The following is a 17,407-nucleotide window of genomic DNA, read 5'->3' on the forward strand; positions in this document are numbered from 1 at the left end:
TCGCTCCTCAGCGGATGCCCGCGCGCATGAAGCTCTGCACGAACTGGCGTTGGAACAGCAGGAAGGCGATCAGCAGCGGGCCCGAGGTCATCAGGGTGGCGGCGTTGATGATCGACCAGTCGATGCCCTGGTCCACCGAGGCGAAGACCGACAGCCCGACCGTGACCGGCCTTGTTTCGACCGAATTGGTGACGATCAGGGGCCAAAGGAAGTTGTTCCAGTGATGGCTGACCGAGACCAGGCCGTAGGCGAGATAGGTCGGCTTGGCCAATGGCACATAGACCCGCCACAGCACGGTCAGCGGACCGGCCCCTTCCACGCGGGCGGCCTCGTCCAGCTCCTTCGGCACCGACTTGAAGGTCTGGCGCAGCAGGAAGATACCGAACCCGGACGCGATATAGGGCAGGCCGATCGCGGCGATCGTGTCGACCAGCCCCAGCTTCCGCATGGTGGCGTAGTTCTCGACGATCAGAATGTCCGGCATCACCAGAAGCTGCAGCAGCACCAGGGTCAGCAGCACGCCGCTGCTCGGGAAGGTGAAGCGGGCGAAGGCATAGGCCGCCAGGGTGCACAGCACGAACTGGCCGATCAGGATGAAGGTCACCAGCAGGAAGCTGTTCAGGAAATAGCGCGCGAACGGCGCGGCATTCCAGGCGTTGACGAAATTCTCCACGGTGACCGGCGCGAACAGCGCGAACCGTGTGGCGAATTCGCCCGGATGCACCGCCGTCCACACGGCATAGACCAGCGGCAGGAACCAGATCAGCGCCAGCACCCAGGCGCCGGTGGTGTTGAGCCAGCGGTCGAGGGCGGTCTGGGTCATCGGTAGTGCACCCGCTTGTCGAGAAGGAAGAACTGACCGAGCGCCAGGGCCGAGAGCAGCACGAGCAGCACCACCGTCAGCGTGGACGCGTAGGCGGTGTCCCAGAACTTGAAGGCGGTCTCGTAGATGTAGAACAGCAGCAGCGAGCTGGCGTTATCCGGCCCGCCCTCGGTCATGACGAAGACGTGGTCGACCATGCGGAACGAGTTGATCACCGCGTTGACCGACACGAAGAGCGTGGTCGGCATCAGCAGCGGGAAGGTGATCCGGCGGAAGAAGGTCCAGCGGCTGGCCCCCTCGATGGCGGCGGCCTCGCGGAGCTGCGGCGGGATCGCCTGCAGGGCGGCCAGGTAGAAGATCATGAAGAAGCCGGCCTCCTTCCAGATCGCCACCACCATGACCGAGCCGAGCGCCAGATCCGGATTACCGAGCCAGTTGACCTCCGGCAGGCCGAAGGCGCCGCGGATCTGGTCGATCAGGCCGAAGCCGGGCGTGTAGAAGAACATCCAGATATTGGCCACCGCGATCAGCGGCAGCACGGTCGGGGCGAAATAGGCCAGCCGCACGAAGCTGCGACCGGACAGCTTGCCGTCGACCCAGATCGCCATCAGCAGGGCGAGGCCGACGGAAACGGGGATTGTGACGGCCGCGTACCACAGGCTGTTGGACAGCACCTGCCAGAAGGTGTCGTCGGCCAGCAGGGTCTCGTAGTTCCGCAGGCCGACGAACCGGGCCGCGCGCTGGCCCCGGGGTGTGGAGAAGAAGCTGTCCCATATCGTGCTGAGCGCCGGCAGATGGGTGAAAGCGAACAGCAGCACCAGCGCGGGCGTCAGCAGCAGCCAGCCGTGGATCCACTCGCGCCGCAGGGTGAAGGTGGGGCGGGTCATGGAAGTCTTTCTCCGCAGCCCGCCCCGTCATCCTGAAGCAAGTCAGGATCCGCGCTCCGGTAGTACCGAGGGTCCGTGCGGTGATCCTGACTTGCTTCAGGATGACGGTGAGGGATGTGCAGGTTCACGACGTCATATCCTCTACGCCGAAGCGGCCCCCGGAGCGGGTCCGGGGGCCGTCGGGCTGGTCGGCTTAGCGGTAGTCGGCCAGGATGCGGTCGGCTTCGGCCTGGGCCTCTTCCAGGGCGGCGGCCGGCGCCTTCTGGTCGGTGATGGCCGCCTCCAGCGCGTCGTTCAGGATCGTGGTGATTCGCTGGTTCTGGTAGGTCGACAGCTCGGCCACGGCGTATTCGAGCTGGTCACGGGCAACGAGAGCCTGCGGGAAGTCGGCCACATACTGCTTCATGGCCGGGGTCTCCCAGGCATCCGGGCGCGGCGCGACATAGCCGGTCGCGATCGTCCACTTGGCGGCCTGTTCCGGGGCCGTGATCCACTTGATGAACTCGAAGGACGCGGCCTTCTGCTCATCAGTGGAGTCCTTGAAGATGTAGAAGTTGCCGCCGCCGGTCGGGGCACCCGGGCGCTTGTTCGCCGGCAGCATGCCGACGCCGAAGTCGAACGGCGCGTTGTCGCGGACGTTGGTCAGGTTGCCGGTGGTGGTCCACATCATCGCGGCCTGGCCCTCGAAGAAGGCCTTCGGGGTGGCGCCCCACTCGATGATGCCCGGTTGCATGACCCCGTGCTTGGCCGACAGGTCGACCAGGTACTGCAGGGCTTCCACCACCTTCGGATCGTCGAAGTTGGTCTTGTTGCCGGCGTCGTTGGCGAGGATCACGTCGTTCTGGGTGGTGAGGCCCTGGAACAGCCAGTACGGGAAGCCGGAGCTCGGGATCCGCACGCCCCACTGGGTGACGTTGCCGTTGGCGTCGCGCTTGGTCAGCTTCTTGCCGAACTCGATCTGCTCTTCCCAGGTCTTCGGCGGCGTATTCGGATCGAGGCCGGCGGCCTTGAACGCCTCCTTGTTCCAGTACAGCACCGGGGTGGAGCGCTGGAACGGGATGCCGTAGGTCTTTCCGCCGGTCATGGAGTTGTCCATGAAGGCCGGGTAGAACGAGGTCAGCCAGGCCTTGTCAGCGTCGTTCTTGACCAGCCCATCGAACGGGATGATCGCGTCTTCCTCGATCAGGGTGAACATGTCGACCGACAGGATCACCGAGAGCTGCGGCGGGGTGCCGCCGCGCACGGCGGTCAGGGTCTTGGTGATCGTGTCCTGGTAGCTGCCGGCATAGACCGCGTCGATCTTCACGTCCGGATGGGCCGCGACATACTCGTCGGTCAGCGCCTGGATGGTATCGGCCGCCTTGCCGCCGACGGCGACGGGGAAGAAGAACTGCAGGTCGACCGCCAGCGCGGCGGTCGCCGTCGACGCCAGGAGTGCGGCCGCACCCAGGGTCGTCGTCAGGGTTTTCATCAGGGTCATGTCTCTCCACTCCTCGATACGGGTGTCTGGTCGTGTTCGGGGCCTTGGCCGATCCGGCACGGCCCTCTTGGGGTCACTGCCCAGCGGGCCGGGACGTGACGGTTCGATCTGGGAAACCGGGCGCAGCCGCAATCCGAACTCCGGTCGCGGCGTCGAACAGGTGCTGGCTGTCAGCCGCCCAGACGAGGTTCACCGTCTGTCCGGCCGAGACCGGATGACGGGTGGCCGCGCGGGCGACGAGCGCCTGGCCGGCGATGCGACAGTCGACCAGCAGGTCGGCGCCGAGATATTCGACCTGCTCCACGATGGCGGGCACGCCGCCTGCGTCGGCCAGGGCGATGTCCTCCGGCCGCACGCCGAGCTGCATCGCGCCCGGGAGATCGTCGGAGGCGGGCGCGACCACCGTGCCGCCGCCGGCGATCGTCCAGCCGCGCTCGGAGGGGGCGAGGTCGAGGATGTTCATGGGCGGGGTGCCGATGAAGCGGGCGACGAAGGTGCTGGCCGGCCGATCGTAGAGGGTCCGAGGGTCGGCGTTCTGCTCGATCCGGCCGCCGTTCATCACGATGATCCGGTCGGCCATGGCAATGGCCTCCACCTGGTCGTGGGTGACGTAGACCATGGTGATGCCGAGCTTGCGCTGCAGCGCCTTCAGCTCGACCCGCATCTCGTGGCGCAGCTTGGCATCCAGGTTGGAGAGCGGCTCGTCCATCAGGCAGATCGGCTTCTCGGCGATGATCGCCCGGCCCAGCGCCACCCGCTGCTGCTGGCCGCCGGAAATCTGGCTCGGCCGCCGATCCAGCAGATGCGTCAGGCCCAGCAACCCGGCGACCCGCGCCAGCCGTTCGGCCCGTTCGGCGGCAGGCACCCGGCGGACCTTCAGGCCGAACAGGATGTTCTCGGCCACGCTCAGATGCGGGAACAGGGCGTAGGACTGGAACACCATGGAGATCTGGCGGTCGTTCGGCGGCCGCCGCGTGACGTCGGCGCCGTCGATCAGCACCGCGCCGTCGCTCGCTTCCTCCAGCCCGGCGATCAGCCGCAGGGTGGTGGACTTGCCGCAGCCGGACGGGCCGAGCAGGACGGTGAACGCGCCGGACGGAGCGGTAAAATTGATGCCGTCGACGGCGGTGGTGTCGCCCCAGGCCTTGCGCAGATCGCGCGCTTCGATGGCGACACTCATGAGCCCGCTCCCGCGCCGCACAGCACAAGATCATGGCCCGCCGCCTCGATCAGGGTGCGGATGCCCGCCGGCGGGGCCCGGTCGCAGAAAACGACATCGGCCTCGCTGATCCAGCCGCCGCGCACATGCGCCGCCCGGTCGAACTTGCTGGCATCCAGCACCAGGTAGGAGCGCCGGGCGTTGCGCCGGATGGTCTCGCGCACCTGGACCTCGTGCTGGGTGAAGTCCAGGAGTTCGCCATTGGCATCGACTCCGCCGACGCCGTAGAGCCCGATATCGACCTTGAAGCGCTCGAAGAACGCCTCGGCGTCGGCGCCGAGAATGTCGCGGGAACCGGGACGCACGCTGCCGCCCGGCACGTGCACCTCGACATCGGGCAGGGCGCAGGCGTTGACGGCGGCGACCAGATTGTTGGTGACGATGGTCAGTCCCCGGCGGCTGGCCAGGTGCCGCACGGTCAGGGCCGGCGTCGTACCGATGCTGATGGCGACGCTGGCACCGTGCGGAATGTGGGATTCGACGACGCGGGCGATCTGCTCCTTGGCCGCGAAGTTGAGGGTCTGGCGCTCCTCGAAGCCGATATTCTCGCTCGGCACCGGCAGTTCGACGCCGCCGTGGCGTCGGCGCAGCACGCCCACATCGCTCAGCTCATTGATGTCGCGGCGGATGGTCTGGGTGGTCACGCCGAAATGCAGCGCGAGGTCGGTGACCGACTGAAAGCCGTTCTGCCGTACCCGTTCGGCGATCTCCGCCTGGCGTTCCGATGTCACGTGCGTCGTCACCCGTCGTCCCCGAAAAATCGATCAGGGGCCTGAGGTATCCACGCGCCATGACAGTCACATCATGTTTGTGTGACGTTCAAGTGAACCTTCATTCGAACATGCCCTGCGCGCCCTCTACAGCGCCGATACGCGGAAGCAGCGGGGCACGCGTACTGGGCGATGTGCTGGCGCGACGCGGCTGAAATTTGACACCCGCACAGCGCACCGACCGCCCGATAGTATTGAAAAGTCAGCTCGACCGCATTGGCGCCGCCCATTCGGTAAGATTGTTTCGATTAATTGGCGCTATTTCGAATAAACGTTGCGGGTAGGAAAGGCCATCGGCCCGCAACATTCCGGCGAGACGGCAGATTCGGCGCAGCTATCATACTTCTCAACCTGCACCTTGACTCATAATTGCTGGGACAGTGGCGCCAGGGACCACCACCGACATTTTCAACAGTATCCACCCAAAGCGGTCTTTCGATGTCACTGCTACGTCCCACCTGAGTTGTCACTCAAGCTCGTCGGAAGCACTCCAAACCGAACCCGCACACAAAACTCGGAACGGGGATTTTGCGGGCAACTGGTCCGTGTATTTGACGACCACGAGCGCTCAGTTCACTTGGTCTGCCGGCTCATTCCGACTAATGGAGGCGCCTACCGGATCCAACGCGCGGATTGCCCTGCGAACCTCACTCAGTGAGCATTGCGATCGACCATCCGTGTTCGAGCGAGTCATCCTCTCAAGCGCGCCAACGTCCGACTCGAGCGATTTCAGCATACAAAGCTTCTCCTCTACGGTCAGCTTGTCGCTGTGCTCAATGTCAGCGGGGTCTGAAAAATATTCCGACGGACTCTGCATCAATGCCGCGAGATTCGTAGTGCCTCTATCAGCCATCTTCTTGCTTTCGGACATTCCTACCTTGAATTGCAACTGAGCCTTTCACTAGGACGCCCCGACCTATGCATGACGGTGTTTGGGGCGTTCCATGGAGCAGCCTGCCCACCCAGCTCTTCTGTCCTGAGTAACAGTGGCGGCCGAATATGGTTCCTGGGCGTGGAACCGCCTTTCGGATCAGCCGTTCCCCACAGGAGAAGCCAGGAGGAAAAAATGCTACGGACCAGAACATTGATGGCCGGAATGCTTTCAATCCCGGTCAATGCCGTCTTGTTTGGAACTGGCGCCGTCGTAGTACTGTCGATCCCGCAGTTCCAACCCTATCTCGAATACATTCTGCCAGCCGTGATCGGGATGGCCTTTGCCCTGACTTGGCCCGTTGCGTGGAAGCTCGCGCCGCGGCTACGGGTGCGCAACGACTTTTATCCCAACCTTTTTCGCAAGACCTGAGTCAGCGGGGTCGGGTTATGTTTTCGCGGCCCGCTTCGCCGGCCCCGGGACGAACCGCCCGTTGTTCGCCCTTAGCCCGCGGATCAGTTCCTCCAGATAGGGTAAGACCTCGAACAGGATGTTCGCGGCGAGCAGGAACCAAAGATAGGTCGCAGGCAGTTGTTCCGACTTCCACATCAGATCGAAACCGGCCTCTTCCGAACCGGCTCCGAACAACGCGAGGAATTGGTCCCAATGCCGCGAGATCACGGTTAGGAGAGCCAGCAGCGGGATTACCTCCAGGAAGCTGTGAATATGCTGCTCGGTCGGGGTGATCTCGCGAGCGGTGCTGGCATAGCGGACGTCCCACAAGGCAGTGACCTCGTGGGCGATGAACGCGGCAATCATGAAGGCGATGATCAACGCGTTGATTTCCAGGAACAACGCGGCCAGGAACGGCAGCCCGACCTCCACGAAGAGCAGAAGATGGATCAGCGATTCCTTCGGGCCGGTCGTGGTCGCGATATGGGAGGCTCGGTGGCAGACCCAGTCAGCAAAGCCGGCGGCGAGCCAAAGCGGGATCACGCCGTAGATCAGGATCAAGACCGCGGGATCGGACGGCAAGGTCGGTCTCCGTTCGGTGATGGCAGCGCTTCAACAACGCAACGGGCAGAACGGCTCTCGGTTGCAGAGCGTTGGTCGCGCTCTTCGGATTCCCTGGGAACCAAAATCCGCCGGATCTGTTTTCCAGTGAGAAAGACCGGGAGACAGGATGATGCACATGCTGCGCAGATCCTTTCTTCTCGGCGTCTCGAGCCTGGCCCCCGCCGCCAGGCTGCCCTTCCACTGGACGCTCAGCGAGGCCGAGGTGGCCGCCATTCTTACCTACGTGCGGAACGCCTTCGGCAATTCCGCGAGCGCAGTGACCGAAGAGGCCGTCGCGGACCTCCGCGGCGTCCACTGAGAGACCTTGCCAGATTGAGGAGCTGATGACGGAGACAGGACGTGCAGAGGACTGGTGGAAGGGTGCGATCATCTATCAGATCTATCCCCGCAGCTTCCTGGACACGACGCGGAACGGGATCGGCGACCTGCGGGGCATCACCCGGAAGCTCGACTATGTCGCCTCGCTTGGCGTCGACGCGATCTGGATCTCGCCCTTCGTGAAGTCCCCGATGTTCGACTACGGGTACGACGTTTCGGATTACTTGGCTGTCGATCCGCTGTTCGGCGACCTGGAGGATTTCCGCGACCTGCTGAACGAGGCCCATGCCCGAGGGCTGCGGGTGATCATGGACCAGGTGCTGTCGCACACGTCGAGCCAGCATCCCTGGTTCCTGGAGAGCCGCGAGTCCGCGGATAATCCGAAGGCCGACTGGTACGTCTGGGCCGATAGTCGGGCGGACGGCACCCCGCCGAACAACTGGCTCTCGGTCTTCGGCGGATCGTCCTGGCAATGGGAGCCCCGGCGCGGGCAGTACTATCTGCACAACTTCCTGCGCGAACAGCCGGACCTCAACTTTCACACTCCCGAGGTCCAGGAGGCGATGCTGGCGGTATGCCGCTTCTGGCTGGATCTCGGCGTCGACGGTTTCCGGCTGGATGTCTGCACCTTCTACGCCCACGACCGGGAACTGCGCGACAACCCGCCCAATCCGGAGGTACCAGAGGGGGAGGCCTTCGAGTTCAATCCCTATTCCAAGCAGCTCCATATCCACGACATCGTGCGCCCCGAGACGGTGACGTTCCTGGAGCGACTGCGGGTCCTCTGTGACAGCTACGGCGATCGCGCCCTGCTCGGCGAATTGAACCAGAGCGATGCGGTGAACACCCACCGCGAGTACACCGCCGTGAAGCGCCTGCAACTCGCCTACGGGTATTGGCTGCTGGGCGCCCACACCATCACGCCGTCCATGCTGCGCGCCGTGGCCGAGGATCTGGGCTATGCCGACGACAGCGGCTGGCCCTGCTGGGCGCTCGACAACCACGACTTTTCGCGCGCCATAACCCGGCTGGGAGCGACCGCCTGTCCGGAGGCGGTCACAATGTTGCTGGCCGCCCTGTTCTCCATGCGCGGCGCCTGCTGCCTGTACCAGGGCAGCGAGCTCGGGCTGCCGCAGGCCGAGGTCCCGTTCGACCGGATCACCGACCCGTACGGCCGGGAGTTCTGGCCGGCCTACAAGGGCCGCGACGGCGCCCGCACCCCCATGCCCTGGCAGGAGAGCGCGCCCTTCGGCGGATTCTCGGAGGTCGAGCCCTGGCTGCCGGTGGTGCCGTCGCACCTGGAACGCGCCGTCGATAGCCAGGACGCCCTGCCGGGCTCGACGCTCAACCGGATCCGCAGGTTCCTGAACTGGCGCCGCGGCGAGCCGGCCCTGAAGGAAGGCGGGATGGAATTCGTCAAGGCCGACGACCGGGTGCTCGTGTTCCGCCGAACTATGGCTGACGAGGCCGTCACCTGCGCCTTCAACTTCACCGATGCCGAACTCGCCCTGCGGCTGCCCGAGATCGAAGTCGGCGACCCCTTGGAGGGACATGGGTTCGGCGGCGTTCGCCGGAACGACGAGATACACCTGCCCGCCTGGGGCGCCTTCTTCGCCAAGGCCGCCTGAGCCTGCAGTACTGGAAACGTTGAGAGGGGAGTGATGAAGCTTCAGGAGGTCTCCGCCGTAGAATCGAGCGATGACGACCGGCACTGGTGGCGCGGTGCCATCATCTACGAGGTCTATGTCCGCAGCTTCCGGGATAGCAACGGCGACGGAATCGGCGATCTAGCCGGCGTTCTGGAGAAGATCGATCACATCGCGTCGCTGGGAGTCGATGCCGTCTGGCTCTCACCCTTCTACAAGTCGCCGCAGAAGGACTATGGCTACGACATCTCGGATTTCCGACTGGTCGACCCGAGCGCCGGCACCATGGAGGACTTCCTGCGCCTGCGCGACGCGGTGCACGAGCGCGGCATGCGTCTGCTGCTGGATTTCGTGCCCTGCCACACCTCCGACCAGCACCCCTGGTTCGAGGAAAGCCGGTCGAGCCGGGACAATCCCAAGGCCGACTGGTACGTCTGGGCCGACCAGAAGGCGGATGGCTGCCCGCCCAACAACTGGCTGTCCTCCTTCGGCGGAACCGCCTGGACCTGGGAGCCCCGGCGCTCGCAATACTACTACCACCCGTTCCTGACCGAGCAACCGGCCCTGAACCTCCACAACGAGGAGGTCCTCGATCACATCATCCAGGAAATGGAGTACTGGTGCTCGCAGGGAGTGGACGGCTTCCGGATCGATGCGGTCCAGTGCCTGTCCTGGGACCGGGATCTACGCGACAACCCGCCGGTCGGACGCGAGGGTACGCACGTGATGTTCGGCGGGGGCCCGACCAATCCCTTCGCCCGGCAGCACCACCTTTTCGACCGCAACGCCGAGGGCACCGAGGAGATCCTCGGACGGTTCCGTCAGTTCGCGGATGAGAGCGGCTGCATTCTCATCGGCGAGCTGGCGGATATCGACACCCCTCTGACCGCGCCGGACTTCACGGCCCGGGGACGCCGACTGCATGCGGTCTACGATTTCAATCTGATCAACTGTCGCTCCGACGTGGAAACCCTGACCGACCAGCTGCGCCGACGAGAGGAGCTGATGGGGTCGAGCTGGGTCTACAACGTGTTCACCAATCACGACTCCACCCGGGCGGTAAGCAACCTCACCCATTTCGCCGTTGACGACTATCCGCTGCAGGCCGCCAAGCTTCTTCTGTTCATGCAGCTCACCCTGAAGGGCGGCTGCATCCTCTACCAAGGCGAGGAGCTCGGCCTGCCCCACCCTGAATTGGAATACGAGGACATCGTCGATCCCTGGGCCAAGGCGTTCTGGCCGACCTTCGACGGACGTGACGGCGCCCGGACTCCGATCCCGTGGGAGGGCGATGCACCGCAGGCCGGTTTCTCCGACGGCAAACCCTGGCTCAAGATTCCCGAAGAGCATCTGCCTTTCGCGGTGGACCGGCAGGAGGAGGAGCCCGACTCCGTCCTGAACTTCCTGCGGCAGCTGATCGCGTGGCGCCGGGACCAGCCGGCGCTGCGCTTCGGCGACGAGCAGATCTCCCGCTGGGAGCGGGCTCCGATCATCACCTGGCGACGGCGACATGCCGGCAGCGAGCTACGCGCGGTCGCCAATTTCGCCACCGATCAGGCTTTTCTCCCATTGGAGCAACACTGGCGGCCGATGCGCGTGCCAGGCGGCGTCTCGCGCCGACAGGAGCACGGCCTATCATTGGGGCCCCTAGGGTTTGCAGTTGTCACGAGGAACGGTCAGACAGGATCCAAGCCGCCTGCCTCCACCAAGACTTAGCGGGGGAACCTTGAGGGGGCGACGGGCATGCTTCCTACTATCGGGAACCGCCAAAGCCATTCTTAGGAGTTGGATCGGTTCTGACGCTTCAACTTCGGATCGCTGGAGCTCCGATGAAAGTACGGAAATCCTGATCGTGGATCCCGATATGATCCTGACGATTCCGCCGAGATGATGGCTTACGGTGATGTCGGCGTCCGAAGCGTCCTCAGTCGAGGCTGCTCCGGGCTGCCCAGTTCCGCAGACCGTCCAGGAATCCGGCGGTGTTTGTCTCCCGATCCACATGCAGCCCCGAGAGCTCCTTCATGAAACCGCGATACCGCTCGAACCGGCTGGGGTCGTGCGCCAAACTCTCGGCTATCCAGACCATTGTATGCGGAATGCTGCTCTCGGTCCGCTCAGCGGAGTAGTAGACCGCGAGTGGAAAGGCCTTCAGCTGAAAGCAGAGGTTGGCAAGCTGCGGCAGAATCACGTCGTCATTGGCCCCGCGGTTCAGATCGTAGGATCGCACGAGCGCGGCAAAGCCTCGGCCCTTCACCACCGTCTGTGTCACATTCAGGACGAACGTGACGGAGAGGGTCAGTACAACCATCCCATTGACCGCTGCGACCATCGCGACGTTATCCCAAAATGTGTTCGAGGCCTGAGCGTTCGATGCTCCCACCGTCGACAGGGCGCTCCCCACAAAGGCGAGTGTCTGCGCCCAGTCCGCCGGCGCATCCGTCTCCGAGACGACCACCGCGGGCGTGCCGCTGCGGAAGACCAGCAGCCATCCGGCACAGGTCATCGCTATCCAAAAGAGGGCGGTTACGCTCATGACCACGGGTCCGACGGCCCGTCGAGCTACCGTGGCCGGGGCCCATCCCTTGGACCCGGCCACAGCAAGCCAGGCCAGCCTACTGACCCGTCGACTGAGAGGCCCCGCTCCGCTGCCGCCGATCGTAGTGTATGCAAAGTCGACGAGGGTAAGGATCAGAATGACCACGCCAGACACAGCCAATATGACGTCGCCTATCTCGGGCATCAATTCGGGCCCTGTCGATGGTGATTTCTCATGTCTGGCTGTCCGTTGCTAGCAGAGAGCCCGCCATCCACGGGAAGGGCCACACCGTTGATGTAGGAAGCTTCCGGTCCAGCGAGCCAAAGGACCGCCGCGGCGACCTCTTCCGGTTCCCCAATTCGCCGCAGCGGTATCGAGCCGGTGACCCGTTCGTAGAGTTCCGCATCTCTCTCCACCGGTTCCGCGTTCGGCGATTTGATTAGTGTCGGGCAAACAGAGTTCACCCGGACCCCGTGAGGGCCGAGTTCCAGCGCGAGAGAATTTGTCAGCTGCAACGCCGCGCCTTTCGCAGCGTCATAGGCAGGCATGCCCGGATCACCCCCTAGGGCTGCGATCGAGGTCGTATTGACGACGCAGCCGCGGGCAGCCATCAATGCGGCCCGCGCCGCTCTGATCAGGAAGTAGATGCCATGGACATCGGCATCGAAATGCGCCCGCCATTCGTCCGGTGTGATATCCGATCGGGGACCCTGGACTGGAAACCCGGCATTGTAGGAAACAATATCGATCCCACCCAGGGCCGCTTGGCACCGGCTGACCGCGTTCTCTGCAGCAACGGGATCGCCCAGATCGCAAGGGATGATCGCAGATGATTGCCGTCCGATTTCCTCAGGTATCGGAGAGCCCGGCTTGTCGATCAGGGCGAGACGCGCATTCTCCTTAGCGAACATGAGAGCAACGGCGGCTCCGATACCTGAAGCGGCACCGGTGACCAGAACAGCCTTATCGTCAAAACGCGCCACATCCTCCTCCGCGTTGATCCGGGGTTCTGCTCGCCTCTAGACAACGGGCCTTGTCCCGCTCGGTTCCGGGAAACGGGGACGGACGGAGCTGGCCATTTTGAATGGCGTGCCAGCCAACTCCCGCTTTGTCCTCCCGGCTTCTGCAACGAGTCAGAGAACGCGACCATCATTCCTGCGCTTACGGTCTGCAGGAAGACTCAGGCCTGCTTCCACACCCCTCGACACGAACACGCATTGCCTCATCGAAAGGGTCTCTAGCTGACGATTGGGAGCTGTTCATGTCGGGGCTTACGGAGAAGACATCAGCGTCAAACGGCGAGGGGGTGACACAAACCTTAAGCGGGCCATCGGTCCCGGCTTGCTTCTGCTTCCTCTAGCTCCGCACAGCTCGTCCCACTGCGCCATGCCGATTGCCACGGGTGGCTCGACGCGGCTTCGATCAAGCGCGAACTCATGACCAGCGGGGTCGCGAGAGAGATCGCCGCAGCCGACAAGAACAAGCTCTCCAGACCGAATGCGCCGCCCCCCCCAGCCGGCCGCGACCGGGCCTAAGATGCTTCCGAGTGCGACACCAATCAGTACGGCCGTGAAGCTTACCGAAGGGATTTGCGGGAAGAGGCGCACGCTCCAGAACGAGAGTATCGCACTGGTCATCATCACCACTATTCCCTGAAGTACGGCTGACAGCATGATAGCGCTCCCCTGCCCAGGCGCCAGAGCGAGCGCGGCATGCGAAGCCGCGGCAGCCACAAACACGACCCGGACGAGGCTGACGAGCCCAATGCGGTTCTCGATCTCGCCTGTCGCAACTCCAACCAGTCCGGCGATCCCAAAGCCAATGAAAATCATCGGCGCCGCGCTGTCCAACGAACCGAATGCTAGCGCACCCGATGATGTAGCGAGATCGACCGCGAAAGAGAGGTAGACCGCGCTAGTCGCGCCGTAGGAAATGGCGGCGGTAGCCAAGGGAACGGTCTCGGCCCGCATCATGCTGCGCCAACCCGAGGCCGCGGCCGGAATGGGCCCTGAATGGCCTGCGACCGGCCGCAGTGCGGCGAGGTTCACCGCCGTCATTATCAGCGCCCCTACCGCGAAGGCGCCCCACGCGAACCGCCAGCCGAGGCCGGTGATCGCCACCACCAGGGCCAACGCGCCGGCCACGGCGACACCGACAGTCGTACCGGTACTGATGATCGACAGTGTTCTGGTACGATGGCTTTGATCCACAAGCCGCTCGGCGGCGTTGTTGTAGGGAGTCCAGGCGAATCCCGCGCTCGACGTCGCCAGCATCACGCCCGCAGCAAGCGTCGCGACGCTGCCGGCAATCGAAACCAGCACGAAGCCGGTCGCTGCAGCGAGGCCGCCGACCAGAACGGGCAAACGCGGACCGAAGCGGCTCAGCAGCAGCCCCGCAATCGGCAGCGCCAGCAGGAATCCCGAAAAGGCCATAGTGGCGATCACGCCGGCGGTCGCGGTATCGAGTTGGAAGCTCTCGCGGAAGGCGGGTAGGAACAGCCCGAAACCCATGCGCCCCGGCCCGAAGGTGATCGCGGTCGCCAGAAAGCCGGCAGCGGGAAACGCTACCCGCACTATTATGTCCCGCACGAGACTGGTCATGCCCCCCAAGTGGGCACCTGCTCCAGCCACCTAAAGGGGGACGCCGTGCAGGAAAGGCGGAGATTTTCGGCCGACTGCCTGCCCTGAAGGCGTCAAACCGCTCGGCCTAGAGCCGCTTCAGGGTGCACTCGGCCATGATGCTCCTGGCGGAGTTGCCCGTGCAGAGAGACAACACGTTGTAACGCGACTGGCCCGTCATCATTCCACTCCCTCTCCGCAAGCGGGTATCGGCATACCGGTGACCAGGGAACCGCAGACTTCCGGGTGACCGTCGCAACAGTCCTCCGTCAGATAAGCGATCAGCTTCCGCATGCCCTCCAGGTCCACCGCGTAGAAGACGTTTCGGTGAACCCGCCAGGACCTCAGCAGACCGGCACGTTCCATCTGGGTCAGATGGAAGGACGCACTGGACCTGCTGATCCCGACGCGGTCTCCGATCTCTCCGGCAGGCAACCCGGACGGGCCGCGTTTCATAAGCAGCTTGAAGACCCGCATCCGATGCTGATGGGCCATTCCAAGCAGGGCTTCTATCGCTTGTGCTTCTCTCATTACAAAGATATTTGTATCGTTGGATTGAGGATGTGTCCACTCCCAGATCGCCCGATTTGATCCGCTCCATCTGATCGCAGGAGGTTCAACAAATGCCCGCACGCGTTGCCATCAACGGAATGGGCCGCATGGGACTGCTCGGGGTCCGGGCCGGAATCGGAAACCCGGCCTTCGAGATCGTGGCGATGAACGAAACCTCGGGTGGTGCGGAGGTTGTTGCCCACCTGCTGGAGTTCGACAGCGTTCATGGTCGCTGGCCCGTTCCGGTGGACCATGACGCAGGCAAGGTGATCATCGACGGAAAATCGATCCCGATCACCGACGCGGCATCACCGGCTGAGGTACCCTGGACCGGCGACGACATCGACATCGTCCTGGAATGCACCGGCAAGTTCAAATCGGTGGACAGCCTGAAGCCCTATTTCGACCGAGGGATCAGGCAGGTCATCGTCTCGGCCCCGGTAAAGGACGCCACGGTCCTGAACATCGTGATGGGCGTGAACGACCATCTGTACGATCCGGTCAGGCACGATGTTATTACCGCCGCATCCTGCACCACGAACTGCCTCGCCCCCGTCGTGAAGGTGATCCACGAGGGTCTGGGAATCACCCGCGGGACGATGACGACGATCCACGACGTGACGAATACGCAGGTCCTGGTCGACCGCCCGAAGACAGACCTCCGCCGGGCCCGGTCCGCCCTCAACTCGCTGATCCCCACATCGACCGGCTCGGCCACCGCCATCACGCTGATCTATCCGGAACTCGAGGGGAAGCTGAACGGCCATGCCGTCCGCGTTCCCCTGCTCAACGCCTCGCTTACCGATTGCGTCTTCGAGGTCTCGCGGGACACGAGTGCGGAAGAGGTGAACGGCCTGTTCCGGGACGCGGCGGCGGGTCCTTTGCAAGGCATCCTCGGCTACGAGGAGCGTCCCCTTGTCTCCAGCGACTACGTCAACGATCCCCGCTCCGGCATCGTCGACGCCCCCTCCACCATGGTGGTCGACCGGCGGATGGTGAAGGTCTACGCCTGGTACGACAACGAGTGGGGCTACATGAACCGCATGATGGAGCTGACGGCCAAGATCGCCCGCTCGCTGTGATGGCCTGGAGCCCGCGATGACCAACCTGAAGGACTATGCCACGGTCACCGCCGCCTATTGGGGGTTCACCCTGACGGACGGTGCTTTGCGGATGCTGGTGCTTCTGCACTTCCACCGACTAGGCTACGCGCCCCTCGACATCGCGATCCTGTTTCTCCTCTACGAGGCGATGGGCGTGGTCACCAACTTCGTCGGCGGCTGGGTGGGGTCACGCTTCGGGCTTCGGATCACCCTGTTCGTCGGGCTTGCCGTCCAGATCGTCGCGTTGGTCATGCTCTCCCTGCTCGACCCCGGCTGGGTCGCCGCGATGTCGGTGGCCTATGTCATGACGGCCCAGGCCCTGTCCGGCATCGCCAAGGACCTCACCAAGATGAGTTCCAAATCGGCGGTGAAGCTGGTCGTCGCGTCCGGGGACCAGGGTGGGCTCTTCAAGTGGGTCGCGGTGCTGACCGGCTCGAAGAACGCCTTGAAGGGTGTGGGCTTCCTGTTGGGCGGCGTGATGCTCCAGACACTCGGCTTCGTGTGGTCCCTATGGGCAATGGCCGCTGGGCTCGGCATTGTGCTAACGGCCGCCCTGATCCTGGTGCGAGCCGATCTCGGTCGTGCCAAGGAGAAGGTGAAGGGCCGGGAGCTGTTCTCCAAGACCCGCGAGATCAACATCCTGTCGGCCGCCCGCGTGTTTCTCTTCGCCTCGCGAGATGTCTGGTTCGGCGTCGGTGTTCCGATCTTTCTGTACGACCAGCTTGGATGGACCTTTGATCAGGTCGGGGCCTTCATGGCCGTTTGGGTGATCGGCTACGGCATGGTGCAGGCGGTCGCACCACGGATGCTGGGTCGAGATGCAGCGTCCAGAGCCCCCGGCCTCGCAAAGGTCTGGGGAGCATGTCTGGCGATCATTCCCGCCCTACTCGCCGCAGCGATGATGCCATCCAGCCTTGCGACCGTATCGGACGTCACCGGCTGGGCACTTCCTGCGGGAATCCATTCGTGGGTGCTGATCGGTGGTCTGATGCTGTTCGGCGTCGTCTTCGCCCTGAACTCGTCGATCCACTCCTACCTGATCGTGGCCTATTCCGACGCCGACAAGGTCGCGCTGAACGTTGGGTTCTACTATATGGCCAACGCGATCGGCCGGTTCGGAGGGACACTCCTGTCAGGCTTGCTCTACCAGTTCGCTGGGCTTCCGGGTGCACTGTGGATGTCGGCTGGTCTGTTGGCGTTGACGGTCGCGATCACGCTGGCATTGCCACCAAGGCCAACCCTCGCACCACTGCCAATCTAATTGTGAGACGGCGTAGTCGGTCCGAAATCGAACTGTGATTTCGTCGTTCCGTTCGGCCCATAGCGGTCGTCGGACAGCACTGGAGCGTCCGACCCGTGGCAGTCATTAAACCGCTCTGGGTCGTCCGACCGAAAGCGGTCGTCCGCGGTCTCCGATAATTCTTCACCTGAAGGCGACATGACCACTCGCCCGGACACAGCTGGGAAACGGCCGTTATGGCTGTTGACCTTCCTGCAACTGGAGCCT

The 17,407-nt window shown here is 63.8% G+C and carries 16 protein-coding genes; 6 read left to right on the forward strand and 10 right to left on the reverse strand.

Translation table 11 applies throughout. The annotated features are described in order from the left end of the window. Positions 1-7: 7 nt before the first annotated feature. The 5 genes from T8K17_RS00080 to T8K17_RS00100 all read right to left on the reverse strand — a co-directional run bounded on the left by T8K17_RS00080 (position 8) and on the right by T8K17_RS00100 (position 5,140). Positions 8-823, reverse strand: coding sequence for a carbohydrate ABC transporter permease (locus T8K17_RS00080; RefSeq protein WP_322332492.1), 816 nt, complete (start codon positions 821-823; stop codon positions 8-10). After that, complete coding sequence (locus tag T8K17_RS00085) at positions 820-1,710, reverse strand: sugar ABC transporter permease (protein ID WP_322332493.1); 891 nt, start codon at positions 1,708-1,710, stop codon at positions 820-822. The genes T8K17_RS00080 and T8K17_RS00085 overlap by 4 nt, the downstream gene beginning before the upstream one ends. Before the next feature lie 193 nt (positions 1,711-1,903). Further along, positions 1,904-3,190, reverse strand: a complete 1,287-nt coding sequence (locus T8K17_RS00090; protein ID WP_322332494.1) for an ABC transporter substrate-binding protein — start codon at positions 3,188-3,190, stop codon at positions 1,904-1,906. A gap of 73 nt (positions 3,191-3,263) precedes the next feature. After that, positions 3,264-4,370, reverse strand: coding sequence for an ABC transporter ATP-binding protein (locus tag T8K17_RS00095; RefSeq protein WP_322332495.1), 1,107 nt, complete (start codon positions 4,368-4,370; stop codon positions 3,264-3,266). Then, positions 4,367-5,140, reverse strand: a complete 774-nt coding sequence (locus tag T8K17_RS00100) for a DeoR/GlpR family DNA-binding transcription regulator (RefSeq protein WP_322332496.1) — start codon at positions 5,138-5,140, stop codon at positions 4,367-4,369. The genes T8K17_RS00095 and T8K17_RS00100 overlap by 4 nt, the downstream gene beginning before the upstream one ends. 1,105 nt (positions 5,141-6,245) lie before the next feature. Between T8K17_RS00100 and T8K17_RS00105 the strand changes: the two genes are divergently transcribed. After that, positions 6,246-6,482, forward strand: a complete 237-nt coding sequence (locus T8K17_RS00105) for a hypothetical protein (RefSeq protein WP_322332497.1) — start codon at positions 6,246-6,248, stop codon at positions 6,480-6,482. A gap of 15 nt (positions 6,483-6,497) precedes the next feature. On the opposite strand, the gene T8K17_RS00110 is transcribed toward T8K17_RS00105, so the two are convergent. After that, entirely contained in the window at positions 6,498-7,085 is a 588-nt protein-coding gene (locus T8K17_RS00110) for a hypothetical protein (RefSeq protein WP_322332498.1), read from the reverse strand. A gap of 157 nt (positions 7,086-7,242) precedes the next feature. Here T8K17_RS00110 and T8K17_RS00115 point away from each other — a divergent pair, with 157 nt between their 5' ends. Genes T8K17_RS00115 through T8K17_RS00125 form a run of 3 tightly spaced genes read left to right on the forward strand, consistent with a single transcriptional unit; the run spans position 7,243 to position 10,807 of the window. Continuing rightward, positions 7,243-7,425, forward strand: coding sequence for a hypothetical protein (locus T8K17_RS00115; protein ID WP_322332499.1), 183 nt, complete (start codon positions 7,243-7,245; stop codon positions 7,423-7,425). Between the two features lie 25 nt (positions 7,426-7,450). Next, a complete protein-coding gene (locus T8K17_RS00120; RefSeq protein ID WP_322332500.1) occupies positions 7,451-9,073 on the forward strand; it encodes an alpha-glucosidase family protein in 1,623 nt (540 codons plus the stop codon). A 33-nt stretch (positions 9,074-9,106) separates the two neighbouring features. After that, positions 9,107-10,807 carry an alpha-amylase family glycosyl hydrolase gene (locus T8K17_RS00125; protein WP_322332501.1) on the forward strand — a complete coding sequence of 567 codons (1,701 nt, stop codon included), beginning with the start codon at positions 9,107-9,109 and terminating at the stop codon, positions 10,805-10,807. Positions 10,808-11,015: 208 nt separating this feature from the next. Here the strand turns inward: T8K17_RS00125 and T8K17_RS00130 are convergent, their stop codons facing one another. From T8K17_RS00130 to T8K17_RS00145, 4 genes are all read right to left on the reverse strand, one after another. Continuing rightward, positions 11,016-11,624: a hypothetical protein gene (locus tag T8K17_RS00130; protein WP_322332502.1), complete on the reverse strand. Its 609-nt coding sequence runs from the start codon at positions 11,622-11,624 to the stop codon at positions 11,016-11,018. A 206-nt stretch (positions 11,625-11,830) separates the two neighbouring features. Then, on the reverse strand, positions 11,831-12,610 hold the full coding sequence (locus T8K17_RS00135) for an SDR family NAD(P)-dependent oxidoreductase (RefSeq protein WP_322332503.1): 780 nt from the start codon (positions 12,608-12,610) through the stop codon (positions 11,831-11,833). Between the two features lie 288 nt (positions 12,611-12,898). Then, a complete protein-coding gene (locus T8K17_RS00140) occupies positions 12,899-14,227 on the reverse strand; it encodes an MFS transporter (RefSeq protein WP_322332504.1) in 1,329 nt (442 codons plus the stop codon). Positions 14,228-14,425: 198 nt separating this feature from the next. Continuing rightward, entirely contained in the window at positions 14,426-14,776 is a 351-nt protein-coding gene (locus T8K17_RS00145; protein ID WP_322332505.1) for a helix-turn-helix domain-containing protein, read from the reverse strand. A gap of 92 nt (positions 14,777-14,868) precedes the next feature. On the opposite strand from T8K17_RS00145, the gene T8K17_RS00150 reads away from it, so the two are divergent. Both T8K17_RS00150 and arsJ read left to right on the forward strand, forming a co-directional pair. Next, a complete protein-coding gene (locus tag T8K17_RS00150) occupies positions 14,869-15,879 on the forward strand; it encodes an ArsJ-associated glyceraldehyde-3-phosphate dehydrogenase (protein ID WP_322332506.1) in 1,011 nt (336 codons plus the stop codon). Between the two features lie 16 nt (positions 15,880-15,895). After that, a complete protein-coding gene (gene arsJ / locus T8K17_RS00155) occupies positions 15,896-17,161 on the forward strand; it encodes an organoarsenical effux MFS transporter ArsJ (protein WP_322332507.1) in 1,266 nt (421 codons plus the stop codon). Positions 17,162-17,407: the final 246 nt, after the last annotated feature.

Source organism: Thalassobaculum sp. OXR-137, from assembly GCF_034377285.1.
Taxonomy (GTDB): Bacteria; Pseudomonadota; Alphaproteobacteria; order Thalassobaculales; family Thalassobaculaceae; genus Thalassobaculum.